Origin of the sequence: Kitasatospora sp. NPDC007106, from assembly GCF_040634455.1 — a bacterium.
Lineage (GTDB): Bacteria > Actinomycetota > Actinomycetes > Streptomycetales > Streptomycetaceae > Kitasatospora > Kitasatospora arboriphila.
On sequence record NZ_JBEYFP010000033.1, the window covers coordinates 1 to 26,491 of the forward strand.

The window sequence follows — 26,491 nt, forward strand, 5'->3', positions numbered from 1 at the left end:
GACTATGTCGCCTCGATAACCGCGGCCGGCGGCCGGGTCCGAACGCTGGACGAGCCCTACACCAGATTGATCGTGATCGATCGGCGCACCGCGGTCGCCGCCGCCGCAGCGCTCCGCGCCCGGCCCGCTCCGGCAGCAGGCTCTGCGTGGCTCCGGTGGCACCCGTCGCGGTCCCGGCGGAGGCCGGACTGCCGTCGGTGGCCGCGCTGCGCGCTCCCGCCGAGGCGGCGTTCGCCCGCCTGGCCAGGGACATAGCCGCGGACAAGGAACTGGTGCCCGAGAGCTTCGGTGAGCTGGTCTGCCGGTTCGCCGAGTTCCCGCTGCTGCAGTTCACCGGGGACGAGAAGGAGACCGTCGCACTGGACGGGCAGCCCGACGGCTCCGGCTGGGCGCGCCTCGCCTGGGACGGGTTGACGGCCCTGCAGGAGTACGCGGCGGCAGCCGTCCGAGGTGAGGCCGGCGGTGACTTCAAGGCGTGGTGCGAGCACACCCCGCCCGGCTGCCACCACTTCCCGCCGCGCAAGGCCGTCCGCTGGGAGTCCCGCACGGTCGAGAGCCACGCCAAGTGGAAGCGCGAACGGATGCTGCCGGTGCCGCCCTGCGTGGACGCGTCCCGACGCGCCTTCATGGGAGCCCACCTGCGGATCGGCGGCGGTTCGACCGCCCCTCGACTGCACTACCTCGACGACTGCTCCGGCAGCGGCCGCATCTACGTCGGGTACATCGGACAGCACCTCACCAACACCCGCACCAACTGACACCCGCACCAACTGACACCCACACCAACTGACACCCGCACGAACTGACCCACCGCCGGAGGGAGCCGAAGGCACAGCGCCGACACCGACCGAACCGAACCGAGACTCAACGGCGGCACCACGGTGGCCGACGGGCCCCCCAGGGGTGGCTCGGTCGGTGCACTGCGGTGGCCAACTCCCGTTGTTGGCTGACCATCGCATCCGAACGGTGGAGAATGCTCGCAGGGACCGCGGCCGAGCGGCCCCTGCGAGCGCGCGCGGGCTGGTCCGGGCCTCCGCGATCTCGCCGGACGACCAGTGATGCAGTGACGCAGTGGTTCAGTGACGTAGAGGCTCAGTGACGTAGTGGGGGATCGACCGCTGATGCAGCATTCACCCGACAGCCGCCCGGACAGTACCCCGTCGGCCGCCTCCTCGGCCCGGACACCATCGGCCCGGGCGTCCGCCGTGGCCCAGACGTTCCCGGAGGCGGCCGAGCCGCTGCAGGCCGGGTTCCTCGCCACGCTCTTCCGCGACCTCGGGGCGGAGACTCCCGACGGCCCGTCGGAGGAGGACACCGTCGCCGTGCACGCCCGCGCGGCCGCCCTGACACACCATCGGACCCTCACCGTGCAGGCCGAGCACGAACACCTCGCGGACCTGCTCCGCCGCGCCGCGCTCCCCGTCTCCGCGATGGACTTCGAGAGCCAGCTGCGCAGCTACGAACCGCGGCCCTTCCCGGCCGACGCCGACCTCCCGCCGGTCGAGGCCGAGCCGCGCTGGGCCGACTACGCCCCGCCGCAGCCGCCGGCCGCCGACCCCGACGAACCGGCCTCCCGTCGGCTGCTCGACTCCGGCTACCAGCGCGAACTCGCCCAGGCCCGGCTGCGCCACCAGCGCGACCTGCGCGAGTGGCGGGCCCGTCAGGCCGAGGGCGCCGCGGCCGAGTCCCGGGCCGCACGGGCCGCCCACGAGGAGACCGAGCAGGCGAAGGCCCGGGCGGTGCGCGAGTACAACGAGAGCCTGGAGGAGTGCCGACGGGCGTACCGGCTCTCCGAACCGGCCGCGGTGGAGTCCCTGCTGGAGCGCGCCCTCGCCGCCGCCGAGGTCGCCACCCGGGACATCCCGTCCCCCTGCCGGGCCCTGTTCCGCCCGCTGACCCGGACGGCCGTCCTCGACCTCGACATGCCGCCGCTCGATGTGGTGCCCTCGCTCTCCGGCTACCGGCTCGCCGAGGACGGCACGCCCGAACCCGTGCCGCGGGCTCCGGCCGAGCGGTCCTCCGACTACCTCCGCCTGGCCGCCCGACTGGCGCTGCGCGCGCTGCAGGCCGCCGACGCCGTGGACACCGAGGGGATCCTCGCCGGCGTGGTGCTGAACGGCTGGCTGCGCCGGCCCGGCGCCGACCCGGTCTGTCTGCTCAGCGTGGACGCCGACCGCGACGCACTCGCCCGCACCCGCCTGGTGGCCGACCCGGCAGACCCGGCAGACCCGGCCGGCGCCCGGAGCCCGGTCGTGGACGACGACGAGCCGGCCCCGGGTGTGTACGCCGACGCGGAGCACGACGAGGCGCTGCTGCGGCTGCGCGAGCTGTCCGCCGTGGTCACGCCCGACCCGTACGGGCCCGTGCCGGTGGTGCCGAACGGCATCGCCGGTGCGACGGTGCCCACCCCGGCGGAGCTGTCGCCCAACGAGTTCGCCCAGCTGGTGCGTGAGCTGCTCACCCGGGGCGGACTGGGCTCCTGGAGCGTGCGGCTGCGCGGGCCGATCGGGCTGGTCGCCACCGCCGAGGGCACTGCGGACAGCGCGCTGCCCGGCCGCTGGGTGGTCTGGGCGTCCCGGAACACCGATCCGGTGGCCGAGGACGAGGTGCGCACCCTCGCCGAGGCGGTCCGCGAGGAGGGCGCCGAGCGCGGGCTGCGCCTGACCACCGGCAGGTTCGGCGAGGCGGCGCTCGACCTCGCCGCGGAGGAGGGCTACCGGCGCATCCACCTGATCGACGGCGAGGGCGTGCGGGAGCTGTCCCGGACGCACCTCGGCCTGCCCCTGGCAGCGGGCTGAGCGGCCGGGCCGCCCCGCCGCGCCGGGCGCGGCCCCGGCCCGCTGCACCGACACCGCGGCCCTGTCAGTCTGGAGGGATGGGAATCGGGTTCCTGGACAGGTGGCGTGCCCGGCACGCCCACCACCCGGGCGGCATCCCGCCGCAGCCGGACGAGCCGACGATGGCCGACCTGCTCGCCGAGTGCGGGCTGCTGCGCGAGCTCGCCGACGACTCGGGCGTGCGGCTCGACGACGGAGTGACGTCGCTGACCCAGCTCGACCAACTGCTCCCGCGCTGGCGCGACGATCCGGAGGTCTCGGAGTGGCTGGGCAACGACGCCGGCCTGTATCTCGGCACGGTGCTGCGCCGGCGCGTGCCCGGCACGGTCTGGCGGCTCGACGAACACGACCGCCCGCTGGTGGTCCTGCCCGGCGGGCGCGAACTCGACGTCACGGCGATCGGCCACAGCTGGGCGGTCGAGGGCTCGCCCCAACTCGCCGCGGCCTACCTCGCCGCCACCGACGGCTGAGACCGCCGACCGTGCCCGCCCCCGTAGCCGTGCTCCCGCCCAGGACGGTGCCCGCCCCGGATTCCGGGTGCATCCCCGGTTCCGTGTGCGCACCGGCGCCCCGCCGTCCGTCCTTCCCGGCGCCGCGGGCGGCGGAGGCCGACCGGTGACCGCCGTCCTCGTCGCCGCCGCGGCCTTCCTGATGACGCTGGTCGGCGGCTGGGTCGCCCAGCGGACGGGTGACCGCCGGCACCTGGTGCTCGGTTTCGCCGCCGGGCTGATGCTCGGTGTGGTCGCCTTCGACCTCCTGCCGGAGGCGGTCCGTGCCGCGCCGGACGAGATCCACGGTGTGCCGCAGGCCCTGCTGATGTTCGCGGCCGGCTTCCTGACGATCCACATCATCGAGCGCGCGGTGGCGATCCACCGCAGCCACGAGGGCGAGTACGCCGCCCACACGCACGGCCACGGGCACCACGACCACGCCCGGCAGGGCATCGGCCTGACCGCGGCAGGAGCCCTGGTCGGGCACAGCCTGATGGACGGCTTCGCGATCGGGGCCGCCTTCCAGGCGGGCACCACGGTGGGCACGGTGGTGGCCATAGCGGTGGTGGCGCACGACTTCGCGGACGGCTTCAACACGTACACGATCACCCGGATGTACGGGAACGACCGCAGGCGGGCGCTCACGCTGCTGGCGGCGGACGCGGTGGCGCCGGTGACCGGGGCGGCGATCACGCTGCTCTTCACCATCCCGGTCGAGGTGCTCGGCCTCTACCTGGGCTTCTTCGCCGGCTTCCTGCTGTACCTCGCGACCTCGGACATCCTGCCCGAGGCGCACAGCCCGCACCCCTCCCGGACCACGCTGCTCTGCACGCTGCTCGGTGTGGGCTTCATGTGGCTGGTGATCGGCTTCGCCGACTGAGAACCGTCGCGGGGACGTCGTCGGATGAACCGCGGCGGATGGGCGGAGCCGGGGCGTGGCCGGCTAGCCGGGCGCACCCGCTCCCGCCGCCGCGGAGGCCGCCTCGACCAGGGCCCACTGTTCGCGGATCGCCCGCAGGGCGGCCGTGATCGCCGGACGGCGGGAGGCCTGGCTGCGCCACAGTGCGTACACCCGGCGGGTGGGCTCGGGGGAGACCGTCCGGGCGACCACTCCGGCGGGCAGCGGCGCCCGGCCGAGCCGGGGCACCAGGCCGAGCCCGAGACCGGCCCGGATCAGCGCGATCTGGGTCTCGAACTCACCGACCTGGTAGAGCACGTCGGGTTCCTCGCCGGCCTCGCGGAGCGTGCGCACGAGCCAGTCGTGGCAGATGTTGCCCGGCGGGACGCTGATCCACCGCTGCCCGAGCAGTCGCTCCACCGGGACGGTGGCGAGCGCGGCGAGCGGATGACCGGCCGGCAGCAGCAGGTCCACCGGGTCCAGACCGAGGTCCAGGCGGGAGACCCCGTCCTGCACAGGCAGCGGCACGGTCGGCCAGTCCTGGACGAGGGCGAGGTCGACCTCGCCGCGGGTGACCAGCTCGACGGCCAGGTACGGGTCGGTCTCCAGCAGCCGGACGTCGAGGTCGGGGCAGTGCTCGCGCAGGTCCGCGAGGGCACCGGGCATCACCCCGCGGGCGCCGGTCGCGAACGAGGCCACCAGCAGCCGGCCGACCGCCTGCCCGCGCCGCTCCTCCAGCGTCACCTCGGCCTGTTCGACCAGGGCGAGCAGTTGCCGGGCGGTGTCGGCCAGCCGCACGGCCGCGTCGGTGAGCACCACGCCGCGGCCCTGGCGCTCCAGCAGCACGGTGCGGGTCTCACGCTCCAGCTTGGAGATCTGCTGCGAGACGGCGGAGGGCGTGAACCCGAGGGCGGCCGCCGCGCCGCCGACCGAGCCGTGCACCGCCACCGCGTGCAGCGCGCGCATCCTGCCGAGATCCAACATGACGGCCATGGTAAAGCGTTGCTGAACGGTTCGGTTCAGAATTCATCGCTGGTGCTGAACAGTGCCCACCCGTCAGGCTCGATTCCATGCCACCGACCACCGCTTCCGTCCCCGTTACCTCCGTCGCCGCGGGCCGCTCCGCGTCCTCCGCCGGCGCGGGCCCCGCCGGTGCCGCGATGGCGCCGCGCGACATCGGCCTGGCGGTGCTGGTCGCCGCCGTCTGGGGCCTCAACTTCGTGCTGATCCACGTCGGCCTGGAGAACTTCCCGCCACTGCTCTTCTGCGCCCTGCGCTTCGCCGTCGTCGCCGTGCCCGCCGTCTTCTTCGTCGGGCCGCCGCGGGTCGCCTGGAAGTGGGTGGCGGCCGTCGGGTGCACGCTCGGCGTGGCCAAGTTCGGCCTGCTCTTCCTCGGCATGCACGCGGGGATGCCGGCCGGCCTGTCCTCGCTGGTGCTGCAGAGCCAGGCGGTGTTCACGGCGCTGTTCGCGACGGTGCTGCTGCGCGAGCGCCCCACCGGGCAGCGCACGGCCGGTCTCGCCGTCGCCTTCGGCGGCATCGCGCTCGCCGCCGTCGACCACGGCCTCGGCGGCCCGGTCGGTGCGTTCGCGCTGGTCATCGCGGCGGCCGTGTTCTGGGGGCTGTCCAACGTGCTGACCCGCAGGGCGGCCCCGGCGGACGCCCTGCGCTGGATGGTCTGGGTCAGCGCGGTGCCGCCGCTGCCGCTGCTCGCGCTGTCCCTGCTCGTGGAGGGTCCGGAGGCCGACCTCAGGGCGCTCGCCGGGATCTCGGCGGCGGGCATCGGCGCCATCGCCTACGTCGGCCTGGTCTCCACCCTGTTCGGCTTCGTCGCCTGGAGCCACCTGCTGCGTCGGTACGACGCCTCCGCGGTGGCGCCCTACTCGCTGCTGGTGCCGGTGTTCGGGATGTCCTCGTCCTGGCTGCTGCTCGGCGAGCGGTTCAGTGCGCTCGCCGGGGCCGCGGCCGTCCTGGTGATCACCGGGATCGGGCTCACCGCGGTGCCGGCCGACCGGGCGGTGTCGCTGATTCGTACGCTGCTTCGGCGGCCCGCAGCGCCTGCAGCAGGGCCTCCTGCTCCGCGCGGCTGACCGGGTCGAAGTAGTCCCGGGCGACCTCGTGGCGGACCTGTCCGATCCGCTCCAGCGCGGCCCGGCCGGCATCGGTCAGCACCACCCGGACGGCCCGGCGGTCGGCCGGGTCCGGGGTACGGGCGACCAGGTCGGCCTCCTCCAGGGCGTCCACCACCGCGGTCGCGGAGCGGGGGGCGATCCGCAGCCGTTCGGCCAGGTCGCTGAGCCGCATCGGGGCGCCCGGCCCCTCGTCGCAGCCGGGGGCGTGGGCCAGGGTGCGCAGCGCGCGGGCCTGGGCGGGGGTGATGCCGTAGGGCTCCAGCCGGTGCATGGTCTGCCGCCGGATCCGCTTCATCGCCCGGGTCAGCGCGTCGGCGAGCTCCGCTGCGGTGTCGGCGGTCGGCGGCGTGGTCATGGGGGCTCCCGGCTCGGAGTGCCCCGGCCCGGCCCGGGGCGGGCGGGGCCAGGGTATCGGTGCGGCAGTCCCGAAAATTTGTTGAGCTAACCTCACTATTCGCCCTACCGTAGTGGTGGACGGTCCGGAGCCTGCCCGGCGGGCCCCGTCCAACGGGTGCCCGCGTGCGCGGAGCGCCCCGATTCCCGTACCCCGGCACTCTGGAGATCCCGTGTCCCGATCCGAAGCCCGCGTCGCCACCGACCGCCCCGGCCGTTACGGCAAGCAGCTCGCCGCCCACCTCGGGCGCCGGGTGACCGCCGACTGGTCCGAGGAGACCGGCCGCGGCACCGTCACCTTCTCCTACGGCACCGCCGTCCTCACCGCGGAGCCGGACGGCCTGCTGTTGGTCGTCGACGGTGAGCCCGACCACCTCGCCGACCTCGAGGACGTGGTGGGCCGCCACCTCGTCCGGTTCGGCGCCCGCGACGAACTGGTCGTCGAGTGGCACCGCGACAACGGCGAGCCCGGCCTCGTCCACCGCAACCAGGACGAACCCCCGGCCGACAGCTGAACCGACCCGCACCGTCCGCACCGTCCGCGCCGACCGCATCGTCCGCGCGGGCCGGTCAGTCGGATCCCCAGCGCGGCGGGCCCCCGCCGTCGGCCGGTACGCGGGGCAGCGCGCGCCGCCCCAGCAGCGCCGCAGCCCACAGCAGCAGACCGGCCAGGCACCAGCTGGCGACCACGTCCAGCAGCCAGTGGTAGTCGCTCCACACCAGGCCGGCCCCCACGCCGAGGCAGAGCATCACGGTGCAGGTGTACAGCACGAACCGGGCGTCGGCCGCGAGCGTCCCGCCGAGCAGCAGCGCGGCCGTCCCGTAGGCGATCGCCGAGGTCGCGGTGTGCCCGGACGGGTACCAGCCCCACTGGTCGGGCGCGAGCGGCAGCCCGTACGGCCCCGGGCGGGCGAACCAGGCCTTGGCGGGCACCACCAGCAGCGGGATCAGGGCCGCGGCCGCCGCGGCCAGCGGCAGCGGCAGCCACCAGCGGGCCGGCGCGGCGCGGCGGCGGCGCACCGCCGCCAGGGCCCCCGCGGCCAGCAGCACCGGTACGGCCGGCACCGCGCCGCCCAGGTCGGACAGGCCGGCGCCGAGGTGGTTGACCAGGGTGCTGTGCAGCGCGTGGCGCAGCTCGTGGACGGTGTGCCGTGCCCCGGTGTCCAGTCCGAGCAGCGGCCCGTCGACCGCGACCTGCCAGGAGATCAGCACCAGCAGCACCGCGAGCATCATGGGCACGACAAGCAACGAAAGCCGCCCCGGAGCAGGGGGGAGAGCTCCGGGGCGGCCGAGGTGATCGCCGCTCCGCACGGCCCGGGGGGTGTGGGCCCGGCGGTCGGTCGATCGGTCTGGAGGCTCAGCTGCCCGCGCCGGGGCGGCGGAGGATGTCGCTAAGGGTCGCGGCTCGCTGTCCATCTGTCATGACAGTACGTCAAAGGCACCGCCGAGCAGAGATGCGCAAGTGGTTTCGCACAGCATCTTCACCAGCGGGAGTACAACCTCCACGCGGTGGTACCCGTCCCACCGCCGCCCGCGACGGCGCACGGCCCGCGGCCGGTCCGCAGGAGGCCCGCGGACCGGCCGCGGGTGCCGACGGAGGAAACGCGGAGCGGCCCGGTCCTGGTCGGACCGGGCCGCTCCTGCGGGGCGCTGTCCACCGCCCCGGGCTCGTCAGACGCCGGCGAAGGCGCCCTCGATGATGTCCAGGCCCTCGGTGAGCAGGTGCTCCGGCATCACCAGCGGCGGCAGGAAACGCAGCACGTTGCCGTAGGTGCCGGCGGTCAGCACCACCAGGCCCTCGGCGTGGCAGGCCTTCGCCACGGCGGCGGTGACCTCCGGGTTGGGCTCCTTGGTGCCCGGCTTCACCAGCTCGATCGCGATCATCGCGCCGCGGCCGCGGACCTCGCCGATCACGTCGAACTTCTCCTGCATGGTCCGCAGACGGCCCAGCATGACCTCGCCGATGCGCTGTGCCTTGGCGTTGAGGTCCAGTTCCTTCATGGTCTCGATCGAGCCGAGCGCGGCGGCGCAGGCCACCGGGTTGCCGCCGTAGGTGCCGCCCAGGCCACCCGCGTGCGCGGCGTCCATGATCTCGGCGCGGCCGGTGACGGCGGCCAGCGGCAGACCGCCGGCGATGCCCTTGGCGGTGGTGATCAGGTCCGGAACGACGCCCTCGTCCTCGCACGCGAACCACTGGCCGGTGCGGCAGAAGCCGGTCTGGATCTCGTCCGCGACGAACACGATGCCGTTGGCCTTCGCGTACTCCACGATCGCCGGCAGGAAGCCCTTGGCCGGCTCGATGAAGCCGCCCTCGCCCTGGATCGGCTCGATGATGATCGCCGCGACGTTCTCGGCGCCGATCTGCTTGTTGATCATGTCGATCGCCTGCGCGGCGGCCTCGGCGGCGCAGTTCTCCGCACCGGTCAGCCAGCGGTACGGGTAGGCCACCGGCACCCGGTAGATCTCCGGTGCGAACGGGCCGAAGCCCTGCTTGTACGGCATGTTCTTCGCCGTCAAGCCCATGGTCAGGTTGGTGCGGCCGTGGTAGCCGTGGTCGAACACCACGACGGCGGTGCGCTTGGTGTACGCGCGGGCGATCTTCACCGCGTTCTCGACGGCCTCGGCGCCGGAGTTGAACAGCGCGGTGCGCTTCTCGTGGTCGCCCGGGGTCAGCTCGTTCAGCTGCTCGGCCACGGCCACGTAGCCCTCGTACGGGGTCACCATGAAACAGGTGTGCGTGAACGCCGCGAGCTGCTCGGACGCCTTGGCGACGACCGCCTCCGCGCTGTTGCCCACGTTGGTCACGGCGATGCCGGAACCGAAGTCGATCAGGCTGTTGCCGTCCACGTCCTCCAGCACGCCGCCGTTGGCACGGGCCACGTACACGGGGAGGGTGGTGCCGACACCCGCGGCCACCGCACCGAGCTTGCGGGCCTGCAGCTCCTGCGACTTCGGGCCGGGGATCGCGGTGACCAGGCGGCGCTCCTGCGGGAGCGGGGTTGCAGCGCTCATGGCGGGTTTCTCCATATCTCAGTGCTCGGTCCTCGAAGGCTACGGCCGAGCCCACGACCCGAGCATGCGCCACTCGGTAGCAGTGCGCCGCCCGAATTGTCCGGCGCGGCCAGCGCGCCCGGTTCAGCGAACACGCGCCCCTGCTCCACTACATTGAGCGCGGGCGTGTCGCCGGACCGGCGGCATGGGTATGGCATTGCCGGCGGTGGGACAGGGAGTGGGGCCGGGATGGGACTGGACGGCACTCGGGGGCAGCAGGCGCCGCAGGCGCAGCGGACATCGTCCGTCCCCCCGCAGCGGACCCTCCCCTTCGACCTCGCCGCCTGGGCGACCGAACCCCGCCCCGACGCCCCGCCCGGCGTCTTCCGCCTCGGCCACCGCCCCCACGACGAGACCCGCGCCGAACAGGCCGCCGTCCCCGCCCGCCCCCTCCTCCTGCGCGCCGCCCTGAACCTCGCGGTCGGCGCCGTGGTGTACCTCCAGGGCGCGCCGCTGATCCAGAGCCTGCTCACGGCGGTCGGACTCACCGTTCCCAGCTCGTTCGTCGTCTCCTTCCTCATCGCCCTGGCCGTGAACGTCGCCGTGCTCATCGGGGTGTTCATGGTCTTCGGATCGATGGGCCGCTGGGCCGAGGTCTGGCGGCGCTGGGTCGCACCGCTGCTGTCCAGGACGGTGACGCACGAGGAGCCCCCGGCGGACGCCGAGACCCCCCTCACCACCGACCCCTGGGCCGGGATCCGGGGGGCTGCGCCGCAGGTGGCGCGGCGGTTGGACGGCGAGCCCGTCGGTGACGTCGACTACGCGCGGATCCGCCACGCCTGGGAGACCGTACTGGCGGACCCGGAGCTGCTGCCGGCCTTCGCCGAGCAGGTCGAGGTCCGCGGTGCCGCCGCCTGCGCCCACCCCTCCGAGGCCCGGGACCTGCCGGGCCGCAGCGGCCGGCACGACCTGCTGACCCGTCAGGTCCGCCTCGGCACCGCGCAGAACGTGGTGAAAAACCCGCCCGCGCACCGCAGCGCCGGGTTCGCCCTGGACCCGCAGCTGATCGGCACCTCCCTGCTGGCGGTCGGCCCGGCCGGCACCGGGAAGACCGCCCGGCTGGCCCGGCCGGTCGCGGAGGCGCTCTGCCTGCAGGCGCTCGCCGGCACGGCCTGCGCGGTGGTGATCGGCGCCGCCGAGTCGGACCTCGGTCCGGACGCCTGGTACGACGTGGTGATCGCGCCGGGCGACCCGGCGTCCCCGTACGGCCTCGACCTGTACGGCGCCGCCGCGGACCCGGACGAGGCCGCGGCCCGGCTGGCCGACGCGCTGCTACCGGACGAGCTGGCGGCACGCGCCGAGACCGCGCGCACCGCGTTGCAGCAGGTGGTCGGCCCGTACCACGCGGCGTACGGCCGCTACCCGGGGGTGCGCGAGCTGCGGGCGCTGCTCGGCGGGGACCAGGACGCCTGGGCGGTGCTGCGCAAGGCGCTGCAGGCGGGCGGCCTGCTGGCGGTGCACGAGGCCGACCTGCTGCACCGCGAGAGCCGGCACGGCCGGGTCGACGACCCGGGCACGCTGCTGGCCGACCGGCTGGCGCTGCTGGACCGTCCGGTCTTCGCGCGCAGCTTCGCGGGCGGCCCGGACGCGCTGCCGCCGTTCGCGATGCGGGCGCTGGAGCACCCGCTGCGGGTCCGGGTGAAGCTGCCGGAGCGCAGCCACCCGGAGGTCGCCCGGATGCTGTCGCGGCTGGTGGTCGCCCAGTTCGTGCAGGCCGCGTCGGCGCGCACCGAGCGGTCGCTGTTCGCCGGCCTGGTGGTGGACGACGCCTCGGCGGCGGTGGACGCGCAGATCGTCCGCGGGCTGCAGCGGATGCGGGCGGCGAACGCGGGCGCGGTGCTGCTGCTGCGCACCCTGGTGGACCTGCCGGAGCCGCTGCGGGCGCCGTTGTTCGGCGCGGTCGGCTGCCGGATGGCCTTCCCGGGGATCGCCCCGTGGGACGGCCGGCTGTTCTCCGAGGCCTGGGGCACCCACCTGGTCACCGAGACCGCGGTGACGCACACGCCGGACACCTCCGGCGGGCTGGTCCGCAAGGCCGCCCGGGCGGGCCGCAAGGCGCTGTCCGGGACGACCGCGCAGACCGAGTCGGTGACCACCCGGGACGTCGAGCGGCACCGCTGGTCGCCGTCCGACCTGGCGCACGCGCTGCCGAGCGGGCACGCCGTGGTGTCGCTGACGACGGTGGACGGGGACCAGGTCCCGCCGCTGCTGGTGGACCTGAGGGACTGACGGCGGTCCGGTCCGCACGGATCCGCAGGTGGCGCCGGCCGCGGCGCGGCTCCGCGGCGGGTCACCGCGGCGCTGACTCCGCGGCGGAGGATTCCGTGCTGCCGCTTGTCCGGGGCGTACATAATGGAGTCAGCCCCCCAACCCCTCACCTGCGCGGTCGCAACGGCGCGACCGCGTCGTACCAGCGAAGGTGCCATGCCCCCCACACTCGCCTCCGTCGTCCGCAACACCGCGCTCCATCTGACCGTGCTGGCGGGGACGGACCACTTGGAGCGGCAGGTCCGCTGGGTGCACACCAGCGAGCTCGACGACCCGACACCCTTCCTGGAGGGCGGCGAACTGCTGCTCACCACGGGCATCAAGCTGGGCAAGACCGCGTCGCGGCTGCAGGCGTACGTGCACCGGCTGGCCGACGCGGGGGTGGTCGGTCTGGGCCTGGGCGTCGGCCTGTCGCACACCGAGGTGCCGCAGGCCCTGGTGGAGGCGGCGGCGCAGCGCGGCCTGCCGCTGCTGCGGGTGCCGGAGGCGACGCCGTTCATCGCGATCAGCAAGGCCGTCTCGGCGGCGCTGGCGGCCGAGCAGTACGAGGCGGTGACCACCAGCTTCGAGGCGCAGGAGGAGCTGACCCGGGCCGCGCTGGGCAAGGACGGCACGACGGCGGTGGTCCGCCGGCTCGCGGCCCGGCTCGGCGGCTGGGCGGCGCTGTACGACGGGTCGGGTGCGCTGTCCGCGGTGGCGCCGGACTGGGCGGCCCGGCGGGCCGGCCGGCTGGCGGCAGAGGTGGACCGGCTGCGCCGCCGCCCGGCGCCGTCGAGTGCGGCGCTGCAGGGCCGCTCGCCGGGGATCGACACCGCGGACGAGGACTTCGTGGTCGTCCAGTCGCTCGGTGCGGACCGCCGCCCGCGCGGCTTCCTGGCGGTGGGCACCGAGGACCGGATCACGCCGACCGAGCGGTACGTGCTGAACGCGGCGGTGGCGCTGCTGACGCTGACCCTGGAGCGGTCGCGGGAGCTGCGGCAGGCCGAGGAGCGGATGGGTGCCGCCCTGCTGCACATGGTGCTGGCGGGCGAGGTGGCGACCGCGCGGCAGGTTTCGGCGGGCGTGTTCGGCGGGCTGCCGGAGGGCGAGGCGCGGGTGATGGTGGCCGGTGCGGGCACCGGCCCGGAGGCCGCGGAGACGCTGAGCGAGCTCGGCGACCGGGCGGAGCAGGCCGGCGGCCGGGTCGGCGAGCGGCTGCTCGTCTCCCGCGAGGACGGCCCGCACGGGCCGCGGCTGCTGGTGCTGGCGCAGGACAACGGCGCCGCCCACCGGGCCTGCCTGGGTGCGGTCGAGGAGCACGAGGGCCTGGCGCTGGGCGTCTCCGCGCCGACCTCGCTGGAGGACGCCGGCACGGCGTACGCGCAGGCCGAGCGGGCGCTGGCGGTGGCGCTGCGCGGCGGTCGCCGCTCGGTCGACCACGAGGAGGTCGGCGCCGGTTCGCTGCTGCCGCTGCTCGGCGAGGAGGCGGTGACGGCGTTCGCGGAGGGCCTGCTGCGGCCGCTGCGCGAGCACGACCGGACGGCCCGCGGCGACCTGGTGGCGAGCCTGCGCGCCTGGCTGTCCCGGCACGGGCAGTGGGACGCGGCCGCCGCCGACCTGGGCGTGCACCGGCACACCCTGCGCTACCGGATGCGCCGCGTCGAGGAGCTGCTGGGCCGGTCGCTGGACGACACCGACGTCCGGATGGAGCTGTGGCTCGCCCTGCGCGCCGGCGAGGAGTGATCGCCTCCGGGTGATCGGCGGGGCCGGGTCCCCGACGGTCCGCAACACGCCACTGTGTACTTCGGCCGGCGGGGTCCACTCCGCGGTGTCCAATCCGGTTGGCGTTCCGGCCGCCCTACCGTGGGCTGGTATCCACCAATCGAGGGAAGGGCCGGTACGACCGTGACCACCACCCATGAGTTCTGGCTGGCCGGCCGCCGGGCGAGCGGCGAGTCGGACTTCGAGGTCCGCCACTCGTTCGACGGCAGCCTGGTCGGCAAGGTCAGCGTTCCGACGGACGCCCAGGTCGAGGAGGCCGTCGCCGCCGCGGCCGCCGCCGTACCGGTCTTCGCCGCGACCCCCGCGCACGTCCGCGCGGCCGCCCTGGACCACGTGTCCAAGCGGCTGGCCGAGCGCACCGAGGAGATCGCCCGTCTGATCACCGCCGAGAACGGCAAGCCGATCAAGTGGGCGCGCGGCGAGGTCGGCCGTGCCGTCTCGGTGTTCCGCTGGGCCGCCGAGGAGGCCCGCCGCACCAACGGCGAGACCATGCGGCTGGACACCGACCCGGGCGGCACGGGCCGCTTCGCGGTGGTGCGCCGCTTCCCCAAGGGCGTGGTGCTGGGCATCGCCCCGTTCAACTTCCCGCTGAACCTGGTGGCGCACAAGGTCGCCCCGGCGATCGCGGTCGGCGCCCCGATCATCCTCAAGCCCGCCCCGGCGACCCCGATCTCGGCGCTGGTGCTCGGCGAGATCCTCGCCGAGACCGACCTGCCGGCCGGCTCCTGGAGCGTCCTGCCGGTGCCGAACGAGAAGATGCCGGCCCTCGTGCAGGACGACCGGCTGCCGGTCATCTCCTTCACCGGCTCGGACAGGGTCGGCTACCAGATCATGGACTCGGTGCCGCGCAAGCACGTCACCCTGGAGCTCGGCGGCAACGCCGCCGCCGTGGTCCTCGCCGACTGGAACTCCGACGCCGACCTGGAGTGGGCGGCCACCCGGATCGCGATGTTCTCCAACTACCAGGGCGGCCAGTCCTGCATCTCGGTGCAGCGCGTGATCGCCGACGCCACCGTCTACGACGCGCTGGTGGAGAAGATCGTCGCCAAGGTGCAGGACCAGGTCACCGGCGACCCGGCGGACGACGCCGTGGACGTCGGCCCGCTGGTCGACGAGAACGCCGCCAAGCGCGTCGAGTCCTGGGTGGACGACGCGGTCGCCAAGGGCGCCAAGGTGCTCACCGGCGGCGTCCGCGAGGGCGCCTCCTACGCCCCGACCGTGGTCGCGGACCTCTCCGGCGACGCGATCCTGGCCACCGCCGAGGTCTTCGGCCCGGTGCTGTCGCTGCACAAGGTGGACTCCACCGACGAGGCCTTCGCCGCCGTCAACGACTCCTCCTTCGGCCTGCAGGCCGGCGTGTTCACCCACGACGTGCAGGCCGCGTTCCGCGCCCACCGCGAACTGCAGGTCGGCGGCGTGATCATCGGCGACGCGCCGTCCTACCGCGCCGACCAGATGCCCTACGGCGGCGTGAAGGACTCCGGCGTGGGCCGCGAGGGCGTCAAGTACGCGATGGAGGACTTCACCTACGAGCGCGTCCTGGTGCTCACCGGCCTGGACCTCTGACGGTCCGCACGGCTGCGGGCGGCTGACGTCCGACCGCCCCGACGCCCCGTCACCGGCTCCCGGTGGCGGGGCGTTTGCCTGCCCTCCGCGCCGGTCGGCCCCTGCCTTGACAGCCCCCCGGAGGGGGCGTAGTCCGGAAGGGGAGGAAGGGAGGTCGACCATGCTCGGCGACCTCATCGGAGAGGAACAGGCACAGGTCACCGGCCAGCGGGTGGTCCGCAGCGACCACGGGCTGCCGCCCGTCGTGGAGACCTCGTTCACCGGCACCGGACAACTGCTCGGCGTCACCGTCAACGACATGGGCAGCTACACCGGACGGCTGCGCCCGGACGGCACCCTGTACGGCGAGGGGCAGGGCGTCATCATGAGCCCCACCGGCGCGCACGCCTCCTGGCAGGGCGGCGGGGTCGGCCGCTTCACCGAGGGCGGCGGCACCAGCTGGCGCGGCACCATCGTCTACAGCAGCGACTCGCCCGAGTTCGCGGACCTGCGGGGCGTCGCGGGCGCCTTCGAGTGGGAGGTCGGCGCGGACGGCAAGGCGGTGGGGAAGATCTGGGCCTGGAAGTAGGCCCGGGAGTGGTCCGTACCGCACGACCCCGCGCCGGGCACCGCCCTCCGCACGACACAATGGGGGCATGAACTCGCTCGCCCACCCCCAGCTCCGTTACACCCCGGCGGTCAAGGACCCGGACGGTCCGCGGGAGCTCGTGATCCTCGGCTCCACCGGCTCGATCGGCACCCAGGCCATCGACGTGGTGCTGCGCAACCCCGACCGCTTCCGCGTGGTGGCGCTGTCCGCCAACGGCGGCCGGGTCGCGCTGCTCGCGGAGCAGGCGCTGCAGCTCGGCGTGCGGACGGTGGCGGTGGCCGACGAGAGCGCCGTCCCGGCGCTGCGCGAGGCGCTCGCGGCCGGGGCCGCGGGCCGCCCGCTGCCGGAGATCCTCGCGGGTCCGGACGCCGCGACCGAGCTCGCGGCGACGGAGTGCCACTCGGTGCTCAACGGCATCACCGGCTCGATCGGCCTGCGGCCGACCCTGGCCGCGCTGGAGGCCGGCCGGGTGCTGGTGCTCGCCAACAAGGAGTCGCTGATCGTCGGCGGCCCGCTGGTGAAGGCCGAGGCCGCGCCCGGCCAGATCGTGCCGGTCGACTCGGAGCACGCCGCGCTCTTCCAGGCGCTGGCGGCCGGCACCCGGGCCGAGGTCCGCAAGCTGGTGGTCACCGCGAGCGGCGGCCCGTTCCGCGGCCGCACCCGGGCCGAGCTGGCCGGGGTGACCCCGTCCGACGCGCTCGCCCACCCGACCTGGGCGATGGGCCCGGTGGTGACGATCAACTCGGCCACCCTGGTCAACAAGGGCCTGGAGGTCATCGAGGCGCACCTGCTCTACGACGTCCCGTTCGACCGGATCGAGGTCGTGGTGCACCCCCAGTCGGTCGTCCACTCGATGGTCGAATTCACCGACGGATCCACCCTCGCCCAGGCCAGCCCGCCGGACATGCGGATGCCGATCGCGCTCGGCCTCGGCTGGCCCGAGCGCGTCCCGGACGCGGCCCCCGGCTGCGACTGGACGAAGGCCGCGACCTGGGAGTTCTTCCCGCTCGACGACGAGGCCTTCCCGGCCGTCTCGCTCGCCCGCGAGGTCGGTACGCTCGGCGGCACCGCCCCCGCGGTGTTCAACGCGGCGAACGAGGAGTGCGTGGACGCCTTCCTCGGCGGCCGGCTGCCCTTCACCGGAATCGTGGACACTGTGGCGAAGGTCGTCGCCGAGCACGGCACCCCCGCGCGGGGAACTTCGCTCACGGTCGCGGACGTCCTCCAGGCGGAGGACTGGGCCCGAGCCCGGGCCCGCGAGCTGGCGGCGGGCTGAGAGCACGACGGCGGCGAGCGGAGCGACGACGGCATGGCGGAGGGCGAGCGGTGAGCAATCTGATGTGGGTGCTCGGCATCCTGATCTTCCTGATCGGGCTGCTGTTCTCGATCGCGTGGCACGAGCTGGGGCACCTGTCCACCGCCAAGCTGTTCAAGATCCGCGTCCCGCAGTACATGGTCGGCTTCGGCCCGACCGTGTGGTCGCGCAAGAAGGGCGAGACCGAGTACGGCATCAAGGCGATCCCGCTCGGCGGCTACATCCGGATGATCGGGATGTTCCCGCCGGGCGCGGACGGCCGGATCACCAAGCGCAGCAGCTCGCCCTGGCGCACCATGATCGAGGACGCCCGGGAGGCCTCCTACGAGGAGCTGCAGCCCGGTGACGAGCACCGGCTCTTCTACACCCGCAAGCCCTGGCAGCGGGTCATCGTGATGTTCGCCGGCCCGTTCATGAACCTGATCCTCTCGGTGGTGCTCTTCCTGCTCCTGTTCATGGGCATGGGCGTGCAGACGGCGGTGCCCACCGTCTCCACCGTCAGCCAGTGCGTCGTCAAGGCCGGCCAGCCGACCGACACCTGCCCCACCGACGCGCCGAAGTCCCCGGCCAACCTGGCCGGGCTGCGGGCCGGCGACCGCTTCGTCTCCTTCGACGGCGACGAGATCCACAGCTACAAGCAGCTCCAGGCGGACATCCGCAAGTCGCCCGGCAAGCAGGTCCCGATCGTCGTCGAGCGCGGCGGCCAGCGGCTGACGCTGACCGCCGACATCACCAGCAACACGGTGAACCCGGTCGACAAGGACGGCCGCACCGTCAAGGGCGGCCCGGTCACCGCGGGCTTCCTCGGTTTCACCCCGACGACCGGCGTCGTCCGGATGAGCCTCGGCGAGTCCACCGACGAGATGTACTCGATGGCCGAGCACGGCGTCTCCTCGCTGGTCGCGCTGCCCGGCAAGGTACCCGGCCTGTGGCACGCCGTCGTCGACGGCACCCCCCGCTCCACCGACTCCCCGATCGGCATGGTCGGCGCCGCCCGCCTCGGCGGCGACGTCTTCGCGATGGACATCCCGGCCACCCAGCAGCTCGCCTTCTTCGTCCAGCTGCTGGCCGGCATCAACCTGTCGCTGTTCCTGTTCAACATGCTGCCGCTGCTGCCGCTGGACGGCGGCCACATCGCCGGTGCGATCTGGGAGTCGGTCCGCCGCCGCCTGGCCGGGCTGCTCAAGCGCCCCGACCCCGGCCCCTTCGACGTGGCCAAGCTGATGCCCTTCGCGTACGTCGTCGCCACCGTCTTCATCTGCTTCACCGTGCTCGTCATGGCCGCCGACGTGGTCAACCCGGTCAAGCTGAACTGACCGCCGACGGCCCGCCCGGGCCCGGCGCGGCACCGCCGGATGTGCTGGGGCCCGCGGGCGTGCCGTACCGTTGTGTGCCGGGTGCGACCTCATCGACGCGCCCGGCCCGGCCCGAGCAAATACGGCCGGCTCACCGACCTCACCCAGGGGAACCCTGCGCACATGTCCGCGATCTCGCTCGGTATTCCGTCCCTGCCGCTCAAGCCGCTCGCCAAGCGCCGCTACTCGCGTCAGATCATGGTCGGCAACGTCCCGGTCGGCGGCGACGCCCCGATCTCGGTCCAGTCGATGACCACCACGCTGACCAGTGACGTCAACGCCACCCTCCAGCAGATCGCGCAGCTCACCGCCTCCGGCTGCCAGATCGTCCGGGTCGCCGTCCCCTCGCAGGACGACGCCGACGCGCTGCCGATCATCGCCAAGAAGTCGCAGATCCCGGTGATCGCCGACATCCACTTCCAGCCGAAGTACGTCTTCGCCGCGATCGACGCCGGCTGCGCCGCCGTCCGCGTGAACCCCGGCAACATCAAGGCCTTCGACGACAAGGTCGGCGAGATCGCCAAGGCCGCCAAGGACGCCGGCGTCCCGATCCGGATCGGCGTCAACGCCGGCTCGCTCGACAAGCGCCTGCTGGAGAAGTACGGCCGCGCGACCCCCGAGGCCCTGGTCGAGTCCGCCCTGTGGGAGTGCTCGCTCTTCGAGGAGCACGACTTCCGCGACATCAAGATCTCGGTCAAGCACAACGACCCGGTCGTGATGATCAACGCCTACCGCCAGCTCGCGGCCGCCTGCGACTACCCGCTGCACCTCGGCGTCACCGAGGCCGGCCCCGCCTTCCAGGGCACCATCAAGTCGGCCGTCGCCTTCGGCGCCCTGCTCGCCGAGGGCATCGGCGACACCATCCGGGTCTCCCTCTCCGCCCCGCCGGCCGAGGAGATCAAGGTCGGCAACCAGATCCTGGAGTCGCTCGGCCTGCGCCAGCGCGGCCTGGAGATCGTCTCCTGCCCGTCCTGCGGCCGCGCCCAGGTCGACGTCTACAAGCTCGCCGAGGAGGTCACCGCCGGCCTCGAAGGCATGGAGGTGCCGCTGCGCGTCGCCGTCATGGGCTGCGTCGTCAACGGCCCCGGCGAGGCCCGCGAGGCCGACCTCGGCGTCGCCTCCGGCAACGGCAAGGGCCAGATCTTCGTGAAGGGCGAGGTCATCAAGACCGTCCCCGAGTCGAAGATCGTCGAGACCCTCATCGAGGAGGCCCTCAAGCTGGCCGAGCAGATGCAGGAGCAGGGCGTCGAGTCCGGCGCGCCCGTCGTGGTCGCCGCCGAGTGACCCGGTAGCGACCGCTGACTCCTGGGCCGTCCGCACGACCCCCGCACCCCCGTCCCGGGGGGTCGCGGGGGTGTACGGACGGCCCTCGTGTTCCCTGCCGCGCCGCCCGGGGGAGTAGGGTGCGGCAGAAGTCCCGTGGGACGTGTCTAGTGAGGTGCCTGTGCTCGATCGAGGTGTGATGCTTCCCGGACCCTTCCAGGTCGCACGGGCCCTGGCGGCCACCCGCGTGCTCGACGCCCCGGATCTCGACGACGCCCTGGAGGTCCTGCACCGGGACCCGGTCGCCAACGCCTTCGTCGCCACCCGCGTCGAGGCGGTCGGCCTCGACCCGTGGCGGCTCGGCGGCGAGATGTGGGGCTGGTACGGCGAGGACGGCCGGCTGGAGTCGCTCTGCTACGCCGGGGCCAACCTCGTCCTGGTCGACGCCGGACCGGAGGCCGTCCGGGCCTTCGCCGAGCGCGCCCGGCGCCAGGGCCGCCGCTGCTCCTCCATCGTCGGCCCGGCCGGGCCCACGGCGGAGCTCTGGGCCCTGCTGGAGCGCAGCTGGGGCCCCGCCCGGGACGTCCGGGCCCACCAGCCGCTGATGGCCGCCACCGCCCCCTCCACGGAGGTCGAGGCCGACCCGCTGGTCCGCCGGGTGCGGCGCAACGAGATCGAGACGCTGATGCCGGCCTGCGTCGCGATGTTCACCGAGGAGGTCGGAATCTCGCCGCTGGCCGGCGACGGCGGCCTGCTCTACCAGGCCCGGGTGGCCGAACTGGTCTCGGCCGGCCGCTCCTTCGCCCGCTTCTCCGAGGACGGCGAGGTGCTCTTCAAGGCGGAGGTCGGCGCCGTCACCGAGGGCGCCTGCCAGATCCAGGGCGTCTGGGTCGCCCCCGAGCACCGCGGCCGGGGCCTGTCGAAGACCGGCATGGCCGCCGTCCTGGACATCGCGCTGCGCGAGGTCGCCCCCGTCGTCTCGCTCTACGTGAACGACTTCAACCTGCGCGCCAGGGCCGCCTACAAGCGGGTCGGCTTCACCGAGGTCGGCGCCTTCATGAGCGTCCTGTTCTGACCTCCGGCGGATCCCGGTCTTCGCAGGTCACAGCGGGCCTTCGAGGAGTAACGTCCCGGTCATGGAGCAGCTCACCGAGGTGACGATCGAGGCCATCGACCTGGCGGCCTGGGCGCCGTACGCGCTGGAGGTCCAGGCGCTCGCCTTCGGGCTGACCCCCGAGGAGGTCGCGGTGCGGCTGCACATCGTCGGACGGCACGCCCAGCAGCCCGGTGTGCTCGCCCTCGGCGCGATGAGCGGCGGCCGGCTGGTCGGCTTCGGCTACGGCATGCCGAACTCCCGCGAGCACTGGTGGTCCACCGTCATCCAGCCGTACCTGGAGGCCGGCGGACACGGCGACTGGCTGGACGGCGTCTTCGCCGTCACCGAACTCCACGTGCTGCCCGGCTACCAGGGGCGCGGCCTCGGCAGCTCGCTGATCCGCGGCCTGTGCGAACGCTCCGGCAAGGACCGCAGCATCCTGTCCGCGATCGACGCCGAGACCCCGGCCCGCCGGCTCTACCGCTCGCTCGGCTACCGCGACCTCGCCCGGGCGGTGCGCTTCCCGAACACCGTCCGCCCGTACGCGGTGATGGGGGCCCGGCTGCCGCTCTCCGCGGTTCACAGCCAGGCCGCGAACTCCAGGTAGAGCTCCGCCGCCGCCCGGTCGCCCGTCGACAGGTGCCACAGGCCGGCCTCCACGGTGCGGAAGAGCGTCCAGCCGCGCAGCCGGTCCCGGTCGACCTCCAGCGCCCCGGAGAGCTGCTGCAGCCGGCGCCGGACGGCCGCCCGGGGGCCGGGGGAGCCGGCCAGGGTGTCCATCCGGTCCTGGGCCAGCCAGGCCAGGTCCCAGGCGCGCTCGCCGACCACCGGCTTCGGGTCGATCGCCAGCCACGGCGAGCGGTCCGCCGCGAGCACGTTGCCGTGGTGGAAGTCCCCGTGCAGCAGGAACCGCTCGGGCTCGGACCCGGCCAGCGCGGCGGCCGTCTCCAGCGCCTCGTCGACCAGCGGCCCGGCCGCCTCGGCGCCCGGCAGGGCACGGCGCTCGGCGATCCGCCCGGACAGCTCGGCGGCCACGTCCACCACCAGCCGGAAGGGATGCCCGTCCGCGGGCGGCACCCACAGCCGCTGCAGCAGCCCGGTCGCCTCCAGCATCGCCTTCGACTCGGCGAGCGAGCGCAGCGGGATGTCGCCGTGCAGCCGCTCCAGCAGCAGCACCCCGGCCGCCGGGTCGGCGTCGACCAGCAGCACGGCGCCGCGGCCCGCCCAGTGCCGCAGCGCGGCGTGCTCCCGGTCCGTCTCCGGGGTCACCAGCCCGGCCTTGAGGACGGCCGGGGCGAGGTCGTCGTCCCGGTGCACGAAGCCGATCAGGCTGATCGGGCCGCCCGGGTCGGCGACCCGCTCCAGGGTCAGCCCCCAGCGGTCCAGGTACCCGGAGACCAGTTCGGGCAGGGCGGCCAGCCAGGCCAGCCCCTCCTCGCCCGCCCAGACCCGCACGGTGTCCGCGAGCCGCTCGGGGACGGTGATCTGCTGGCCTGGCAGTGCCGACATGGTGGCCTCTCGCTCGGTGCGCCGCACAGGGGTGCGGCCCGTCCATTGTCGGCCATCGGCGGGAAGCCGCTGGTCAGCCGCTCGCCGACGCGCTCGTGCCGGGCGTCGTGCCCGCCCCGTCGGCCGCGTCCTGCTCCGGCAGGCCGGGCAGCGCCGACAGGTCGGCGCCCCACTGCGCGGCGCGCAACGCGGTCTCCCGCAGGGCGGTGGCGGCGGTCTGCCGCAGCGCCCCGCCGGTGCCGGCGACGGCGTCCGCCCACACCGCGGTCAGCTGGGTCTCGATGTGCGCGGCGAGCTGCCCGGCACCGGCGGCGTCGGAGACCGCGAACGGCAGCCGGTAGCCGGCCGCGGCGGCGGTGGGGGTGGCGCCCGCGCCGTCGAGTTCGCGCTGCAGCGCGTCCCGCCGGGCCTGGTGGGCGGCGTACCCGGCGCGGGCGGCGTCCCGCTGCGGCCCGGCCGGCGTCCGGGCGCCGACCACGCCGTAGCCGTAGACCGCGGCGTGTTCGGCCGACAGCGCGGCCTGCAGGGCGGCCACCGCGCCGGTCGGCAGCGGTGCAGGGTGGCCGCTCGCCGATCCGCCCGCAGACCCGGCCGGCGCGGCCCCGGTCGGTGGGGCACCGGTCGGGGCGGCCGACGGGGACACGGGGGCGGAGGCCGAGGCGGAGACGCCGGGGGCCGAGGCGCCCGGGGCGGTGGCCGTGGGGGCCGGCGGGGCGATCGGGCCCGGGTCGCCGAGCGCCCTGACGTGCAGGGCGCCGGAGGCGGCCACGGAGGCCAGCAGCCGGGCGAGCGCGGGGGAGGCGGCCTCCAGGTCGGCCAGCCGTTCCGCGGCGGTGCGGCGTTCGGCGGCGGCCAGGGCGGCGACACCGGCTGCGGGCGCCGCGGTGGCGGACGTGGCGGACATGGCGGACGCGGTGGCCGAGGACGGCGTGGGGCCGGACGGCGACGGTGCCGGCAGCCCCGCGGCCAGTGCGGCCCGGTGCTCCTCGACGTCGGCCCGAAGCTCGCGCAGCGCCGCCGCCCGGTCGGCGCCGGGGCCGGCGATCACCGCGTCGTAGTCGGTGAGCAGGCGGTCGGTCGCGGCCACCGCGCGCAGCCGCAGCGGGAGGTCGGGGTCGGGCCGGTCCGCGCGGTCGGCGTCCCGGTGGTCCTCGGTGCAGCCGGCCGCCAGCAGCGCTCCGGCGAGCGCGCCGAGGGCCAGGACGGTCCGCCGGGTGGGGGACGGCATCGACGCGCTCCCGCTCGTCTCGCGGGGCGGGGTGCCCCTGGGTCACCGTGAGGTCACCGTGCATCATCGCAGGGCCTCCCCGGCCCCGGACGGGCGGGCGGGTCCGACCGGGGGGTGTGAGCTTGCTCGCAGGCGCCGCTGTCACCCGGGCGGGCGGCACGGTCGGAATCGGCGGTTGCCCGGTGGACCGGATAGGCTGCGCCGTGAGTTAGCACCTGACAACAGCAGACGCGGCCGAGGAGTCACCCGGATGAGCACCCCCCAGACCGACCGGCTGCGTGCGCTGCTGGAACCCCTGGCCGCCGAGGCGGGCCTCGACCTGGAGGACGTCAGGATCACCCAGGCGGGCAGCCGCCGGCAGGTCCAGATCGACGTGGACGCCGACGGCGGTGTGGACCTCGACGCGATCGCCGACTTCAGCCGCGAGGTCGGCCGGGCGCTGGACGACTCCGACCTGATGGGCAGTGCCGCGTACCTGCTGGAGGTCGGCTCGCCGGGTGCGGAGCGCCCGCTCGTGCTGCCGCGCCACTGGGCCCGTGCCGAGGGCCGGCTGGCGAAGATCCAGCTGGTCGACGGCGGCGAGATCACCGCCCGGGTGCTGGAGAGCGACGAGGAGGGTGCGCTCGTCGAGGTGCAGCCGGTCAAGGGGCGCGGCCGTCCCAAGGAGCGCCGGCTGGCCTTCGCCGAGGTCGCCAAGGCCCGGGTCCAGGTCGAGTTCAACCGCAAGGACGACGCGCTGCTCGACGAGGCCGAGGACATCGACGACGCGGACGACACCGCCGACGTCGACGCCACCGCCGACACGGACGACGCCGGCGACGACGGCTCGCACGACGCGTAGCCGGGGCGTTGCCCCGATCATGAACCTGAAGAGAGAAGAGGAGGCGTAGCCGTGGACATCGACATGAGCGCCCTGCGTGGGCTGGTTACCGAGAAGGGCGTTCCGTTCGACCTGCTGGTCGAGTCGATCGAGTCGGCGCTCCTCATCGCGTACCACCGCACCGAGGGCTCGCGCCGCCGCGCCCGGGTCGAGCTGAACCGCAAGACGGGCCACGTCACGGTCTGGGCGCTGGAGGACTCCGCCGAGCTGGAGGAGGGCGTCGAGCCGAAGGAGTTCGACGACACCCCGAGCGGCTTCGGCCGGATCGCCGCGTCGACCGCCAAGCAGGTCATCCTGCAGCGCCTGCGGGACGCCGCCGACGACCAGACCTTCGGCGAGTACGCGGGCAAGGAGGGCGACATCGTCACCGGTGTCGTCCAGCAGGGCAACGACCCCAAGAACATCCTGGTCGACATCGGCAAGCTGGAGGCGATCCTGCCCCCGCAGGAGCAGGTGCCCGGCGAGGAGTACAAGCACGGCACCCGGCTGCGCTGCTACGTGGTCGGCGTGCGCCGCGGTGTCCGCGGCCCGTCGGTGACGCTCTCGCGCACCCACCCGAACCTGGTCAAGCGCCTGTTCGCGCTGGAGGTGCCGGAGATCGCGGACGGCTCGGTGGAGATCGCCGCGATCGCCCGCGAGGCCGGCCACCGCACCAAGATCGCGGTGTGGTCGCGCAGGCAGGGCCTGAACGCCAAGGGCGCCTGCATCGGCCCGATGGGCGGCCGGGTGCGCAACGTGATGGCCGAGCTGCACGGCGAGAAGATCGACATCGTCGACTTCTCGGAGGACCCGGCCGAGATGGTCGCCGCCGCGCTGTCGCCCGCCCGGGTGACCAAGGTGGAGATCGTGGACTACGCGCAGCGGTCCGCACGGGTGATCGTGCCGGACTACCAGCTGTCCCTGGCGATCGGCAAGGAGGGCCAGAACGCCCGCCTGGCCGCCCGCCTGACGGGCTGGCGGATCGACATCCGGCCGGACACCGAGGCCCCCGCCGGGGAATCCCCGGACCAGTAGTCGGTGTTCTAGGAGTCCCCCGGAGATCGGCGGGGCGGCGCCATGTCCCATCGGAGGGGTAGACTTGAAGTTGTCTGGCCGGACGCATGTCCGCGCATGCCCTGAACGCACCTGCGTGGGCTGCCGCAAGCGCGCGGCCAAGCACGAGCTGCTGCGTGTCGTGGCGGTCGAGGGCGAATGCGTCCCCGATCTCCGCGGCGCACTGCCGGGGCGGGGTGCACATCTGCATCCCGATCCCGCCTGCCTCGACCTCGCGGTCCGCCGTCGGGCGTTCCCCAGGGCCTTCCGGCTCCAGGGTCCGCTCGACACCGATGCACTGCGGTCACACGTCGAGCAGCGGGCGGGCGCGGCCCCGGCGTCCTGATGACTCAGGCGCGGCGGAGCACCGTAGGAACTGCACGGCACACGTTCGTCGTGTGCGGTGCGCAACGTCAGGTACCTCGCGAGATGGAAGTAGGTCGAGATTGCGATGAGCACTCGATGAGTACGCGATGAGTACGCCCATGAAGTAGCGACAGTCCGGCGGACGATGACCCCGGACGGATAGACAGGAGCGAAGTGGCTAAGGTCCGGGTATACGAGCTTGCCAAGGAACTTGGCTTGGAGAGCAAGGCCGTCATGGCCAAGCTCACCGAGCTCGGTGAGTTCGTGCGTTCGGCGTCCTCGACGATCGAGGCGCCGGTCGTTCGCAAGTTGACTGACGCTTTGGGAGCGACGCCGCCTGCCGGTGGTTCCTCCGCGAAGCCTGGCCCGCGGAAGCCCGCGGCGCCCCAGCCCGCCGGCGGTGCCGGCGCGGAGGTAGGCCATCTGCTCGTCGTTCAGCCCCGTGCGGTCCTGGCGCACCG

At 74.2% G+C, this 26,491-nt stretch carries 25 protein-coding genes; 19 read left to right on the plus strand and 6 right to left on the minus strand.

Annotated elements, in window-relative coordinates; genetic code table 11:
• Window positions 1-155 precede the first annotated feature (155 nt).
• From ABZ641_RS06135 to ABZ641_RS06150, 4 genes are all read left to right on the plus strand, one after another.
• Window positions 156-758 (plus strand): hypothetical protein, encoded by a 603-nt coding sequence (locus ABZ641_RS06135; RefSeq protein WP_359979537.1) that lies wholly within the window; start codon window positions 156-158, stop codon window positions 756-758.
• A 447-nt stretch (window positions 759-1,205) separates the two neighbouring features.
• A complete protein-coding gene (locus ABZ641_RS06140) occupies window positions 1,206-2,798 on the plus strand; it encodes a restriction endonuclease (protein WP_359979540.1) in 1,593 nt (530 codons plus the stop codon).
• Between the two features lie 77 nt (window positions 2,799-2,875).
• The gene (locus ABZ641_RS06145; protein WP_344626960.1) at window positions 2,876-3,307 is read left to right on the plus strand and encodes a DUF6278 family protein; all 432 of its coding nucleotides are present in this window, start codon (window positions 2,876-2,878) and stop codon (window positions 3,305-3,307) included.
• A gap of 181 nt (window positions 3,308-3,488) precedes the next feature.
• Complete coding sequence (locus tag ABZ641_RS06150; RefSeq protein ID WP_263108094.1) at window positions 3,489-4,208, plus strand: ZIP family metal transporter; 720 nt, start codon at window positions 3,489-3,491, stop codon at window positions 4,206-4,208.
• Between the two features lie 63 nt (window positions 4,209-4,271).
• Here the strand turns inward: ABZ641_RS06150 and ABZ641_RS06155 are convergent, their stop codons facing one another.
• Window positions 4,272-5,210 carry a LysR family transcriptional regulator gene (locus ABZ641_RS06155; protein WP_359979543.1) on the minus strand — a complete coding sequence of 313 codons (939 nt, stop codon included), beginning with the start codon at window positions 5,208-5,210 and terminating at the stop codon, window positions 4,272-4,274.
• Window positions 5,211-5,386: 176 nt separating this feature from the next.
• On the opposite strand from ABZ641_RS06155, the gene ABZ641_RS06160 reads away from it, so the two are divergent.
• Window positions 5,387-6,316 carry an EamA family transporter gene (locus ABZ641_RS06160; protein WP_359979573.1) on the plus strand — a complete coding sequence of 310 codons (930 nt, stop codon included), beginning with the start codon at window positions 5,387-5,389 and terminating at the stop codon, window positions 6,314-6,316.
• On the opposite strand, the gene ABZ641_RS06165 is transcribed toward ABZ641_RS06160, so the two are convergent.
• The gene (locus ABZ641_RS06165) at window positions 6,219-6,713 is read right to left on the minus strand and encodes a MarR family transcriptional regulator (RefSeq protein WP_359979546.1); all 495 of its coding nucleotides are present in this window, start codon (window positions 6,711-6,713) and stop codon (window positions 6,219-6,221) included. The two genes, ABZ641_RS06160 and ABZ641_RS06165, sit on opposite strands and share 98 nt — an antisense overlap.
• A gap of 211 nt (window positions 6,714-6,924) precedes the next feature.
• On the opposite strand from ABZ641_RS06165, the gene ABZ641_RS06170 reads away from it, so the two are divergent.
• The gene (locus ABZ641_RS06170) at window positions 6,925-7,266 is read left to right on the plus strand and encodes a DUF2218 domain-containing protein (RefSeq protein WP_359979549.1); all 342 of its coding nucleotides are present in this window, start codon (window positions 6,925-6,927) and stop codon (window positions 7,264-7,266) included.
• 55 nt (window positions 7,267-7,321) lie between these two features.
• On the opposite strand, the gene ABZ641_RS06175 is transcribed toward ABZ641_RS06170, so the two are convergent.
• Together ABZ641_RS06175 and gabT are read right to left on the minus strand one after the other, a co-directional pair.
• Window positions 7,322-7,984, minus strand: a complete 663-nt coding sequence (locus tag ABZ641_RS06175) for a phosphatase PAP2 family protein (RefSeq protein WP_359979576.1) — start codon at window positions 7,982-7,984, stop codon at window positions 7,322-7,324.
• Between the two features lie 438 nt (window positions 7,985-8,422).
• Window positions 8,423-9,763, minus strand: a complete 1,341-nt coding sequence (gene gabT, locus ABZ641_RS06180; RefSeq protein ID WP_359979552.1) for a 4-aminobutyrate--2-oxoglutarate transaminase — start codon at window positions 9,761-9,763, stop codon at window positions 8,423-8,425.
• A 228-nt stretch (window positions 9,764-9,991) separates the two neighbouring features.
• Between gabT and ABZ641_RS06185 the strand changes: the two genes are divergently transcribed.
• The 9 genes from ABZ641_RS06185 (at window position 9,992) to ABZ641_RS06225 (ending at window position 21,622) form a co-directional block, all read left to right on the plus strand.
• On the plus strand, window positions 9,992-12,031 hold the full coding sequence (locus ABZ641_RS06185; RefSeq protein WP_359979554.1) for an ATP-binding protein: 2,040 nt from the start codon (window positions 9,992-9,994) through the stop codon (window positions 12,029-12,031).
• 195 nt (window positions 12,032-12,226) lie between these two features.
• Window positions 12,227-13,792, plus strand: a complete 1,566-nt coding sequence (locus tag ABZ641_RS06190; protein WP_344626966.1) for a PucR family transcriptional regulator — start codon at window positions 12,227-12,229, stop codon at window positions 13,790-13,792.
• 162 nt (window positions 13,793-13,954) lie between these two features.
• Window positions 13,955-15,397: an aldehyde dehydrogenase family protein gene (locus ABZ641_RS06195; RefSeq protein ID WP_344626967.1), complete on the plus strand. Its 1,443-nt coding sequence runs from the start codon at window positions 13,955-13,957 to the stop codon at window positions 15,395-15,397.
• Between the two features lie 160 nt (window positions 15,398-15,557).
• The gene (locus ABZ641_RS06200; RefSeq protein ID WP_344626968.1) at window positions 15,558-15,965 is read left to right on the plus strand and encodes a hypothetical protein; all 408 of its coding nucleotides are present in this window, start codon (window positions 15,558-15,560) and stop codon (window positions 15,963-15,965) included.
• Between the two features lie 67 nt (window positions 15,966-16,032).
• A complete protein-coding gene (dxr, locus tag ABZ641_RS06205) occupies window positions 16,033-17,262 on the plus strand; it encodes a 1-deoxy-D-xylulose-5-phosphate reductoisomerase (protein ID WP_359979558.1) in 1,230 nt (409 codons plus the stop codon).
• 50 nt (window positions 17,263-17,312) lie between these two features.
• A complete protein-coding gene (locus ABZ641_RS06210) occupies window positions 17,313-18,617 on the plus strand; it encodes a site-2 protease family protein (RefSeq protein ID WP_344626970.1) in 1,305 nt (434 codons plus the stop codon).
• Window positions 18,618-18,779: 162 nt separating this feature from the next.
• The gene (gene ispG / locus ABZ641_RS06215) at window positions 18,780-19,940 is read left to right on the plus strand and encodes a flavodoxin-dependent (E)-4-hydroxy-3-methylbut-2-enyl-diphosphate synthase (protein ID WP_263105312.1); all 1,161 of its coding nucleotides are present in this window, start codon (window positions 18,780-18,782) and stop codon (window positions 19,938-19,940) included.
• Window positions 19,941-20,118: 178 nt separating this feature from the next.
• Entirely contained in the window at window positions 20,119-20,994 is an 876-nt protein-coding gene (locus ABZ641_RS06220) for a GNAT family N-acetyltransferase (RefSeq protein WP_344626979.1), read from the plus strand.
• A 61-nt stretch (window positions 20,995-21,055) separates the two neighbouring features.
• Window positions 21,056-21,622: a GNAT family N-acetyltransferase gene (locus ABZ641_RS06225; RefSeq protein WP_359979562.1), complete on the plus strand. Its 567-nt coding sequence runs from the start codon at window positions 21,056-21,058 to the stop codon at window positions 21,620-21,622.
• On the opposite strand, the gene ABZ641_RS06230 is transcribed toward ABZ641_RS06225, so the two are convergent.
• The gene (locus ABZ641_RS06230; protein WP_344626972.1) at window positions 21,595-22,524 is read right to left on the minus strand and encodes an aminoglycoside phosphotransferase family protein; all 930 of its coding nucleotides are present in this window, start codon (window positions 22,522-22,524) and stop codon (window positions 21,595-21,597) included. The genes ABZ641_RS06225 and ABZ641_RS06230 overlap by 28 nt on opposite strands.
• A 73-nt stretch (window positions 22,525-22,597) precedes the next feature.
• Window positions 22,598-23,752: a ferritin-like domain-containing protein gene (locus ABZ641_RS06235; protein WP_359979564.1), complete on the minus strand. Its 1,155-nt coding sequence runs from the start codon at window positions 23,750-23,752 to the stop codon at window positions 22,598-22,600.
• Between the two features lie 250 nt (window positions 23,753-24,002).
• Between ABZ641_RS06235 and rimP the strand changes: the two genes are divergently transcribed.
• From rimP to ABZ641_RS06255, 4 genes are all read left to right on the plus strand, one after another.
• Window positions 24,003-24,593: a ribosome maturation factor RimP gene (gene rimP, locus ABZ641_RS06240; RefSeq protein WP_359979567.1), complete on the plus strand. Its 591-nt coding sequence runs from the start codon at window positions 24,003-24,005 to the stop codon at window positions 24,591-24,593.
• A gap of 51 nt (window positions 24,594-24,644) precedes the next feature.
• The gene (nusA, locus tag ABZ641_RS06245; RefSeq protein WP_344626975.1) at window positions 24,645-25,646 is read left to right on the plus strand and encodes a transcription termination factor NusA; all 1,002 of its coding nucleotides are present in this window, start codon (window positions 24,645-24,647) and stop codon (window positions 25,644-25,646) included.
• Window positions 25,647-25,716: 70 nt separating this feature from the next.
• On the plus strand, window positions 25,717-26,010 hold the full coding sequence (locus ABZ641_RS06250) for a YlxR family protein (protein WP_344626980.1): 294 nt from the start codon (window positions 25,717-25,719) through the stop codon (window positions 26,008-26,010).
• Window positions 26,011-26,204: 194 nt separating this feature from the next.
• On the plus strand, window positions 26,205-26,491 hold a 287-nt coding region (locus tag ABZ641_RS06255; RefSeq protein ID WP_359979570.1), incomplete at its 3' end, for a translation initiation factor IF-2 N-terminal domain-containing protein.

Excerpts from the sequence above, each read along its gene's own strand:
- ABZ641_RS06230 (WP_344626972.1), bottom strand. The coding sequence starts at position 22,524 with ATGTCGGCACTGCCAGGCCAGCAGATCACCGTCCCCGAGCGGCTCGCG.
- ABZ641_RS06150 (WP_263108094.1), top strand. The coding sequence starts at position 3,489 with ATGACGCTGGTCGGCGGCTGGGTCGCCCAGCGGACGGGTGACCGCCGG.
- ABZ641_RS06165 (WP_359979546.1), bottom strand. The coding sequence starts at position 6,713 with ATGACCACGCCGCCGACCGCCGACACCGCAGCGGAGCTCGCCGACGCG.
- ABZ641_RS06155 (WP_359979543.1), bottom strand. The coding sequence starts at position 5,210 with ATGTTGGATCTCGGCAGGATGCGCGCGCTGCACGCGGTGGCGGTGCAC.
- dxr (WP_359979558.1), top strand. The coding sequence starts at position 16,033 with ATGAACTCGCTCGCCCACCCCCAGCTCCGTTACACCCCGGCGGTCAAG.
- ABZ641_RS06190 (WP_344626966.1), top strand. The coding sequence starts at position 12,227 with ATGCCCCCCACACTCGCCTCCGTCGTCCGCAACACCGCGCTCCATCTG.
- gabT (WP_359979552.1), bottom strand. The coding sequence starts at position 9,763 with ATGAGCGCTGCAACCCCGCTCCCGCAGGAGCGCCGCCTGGTCACCGCG.
- ABZ641_RS06145 (WP_344626960.1), top strand. The coding sequence starts at position 2,876 with ATGGGAATCGGGTTCCTGGACAGGTGGCGTGCCCGGCACGCCCACCAC.
- ABZ641_RS06160 (WP_359979573.1), top strand. The coding sequence starts at position 5,387 with ATGGCGCCGCGCGACATCGGCCTGGCGGTGCTGGTCGCCGCCGTCTGG.
- ABZ641_RS06225 (WP_359979562.1), top strand. The coding sequence starts at position 21,056 with ATGGAGCAGCTCACCGAGGTGACGATCGAGGCCATCGACCTGGCGGCC.
- ABZ641_RS06185 (WP_359979554.1), top strand. The coding sequence starts at position 9,992 with ATGGGACTGGACGGCACTCGGGGGCAGCAGGCGCCGCAGGCGCAGCGG.
- ABZ641_RS06200 (WP_344626968.1), top strand. The coding sequence starts at position 15,558 with ATGCTCGGCGACCTCATCGGAGAGGAACAGGCACAGGTCACCGGCCAG.
- rimP (WP_359979567.1), top strand. The coding sequence starts at position 24,003 with ATGAGCACCCCCCAGACCGACCGGCTGCGTGCGCTGCTGGAACCCCTG.
- ABZ641_RS06220 (WP_344626979.1), top strand. The coding sequence starts at position 20,119 with ATGCTTCCCGGACCCTTCCAGGTCGCACGGGCCCTGGCGGCCACCCGC.
- ABZ641_RS06175 (WP_359979576.1), bottom strand. The coding sequence starts at position 7,984 with ATGATGCTCGCGGTGCTGCTGGTGCTGATCTCCTGGCAGGTCGCGGTC.
- ispG (WP_263105312.1), top strand. The coding sequence starts at position 18,780 with ATGTCCGCGATCTCGCTCGGTATTCCGTCCCTGCCGCTCAAGCCGCTC.
- ABZ641_RS06235 (WP_359979564.1), bottom strand. The coding sequence starts at position 23,752 with ATGCCGTCCCCCACCCGGCGGACCGTCCTGGCCCTCGGCGCGCTCGCC.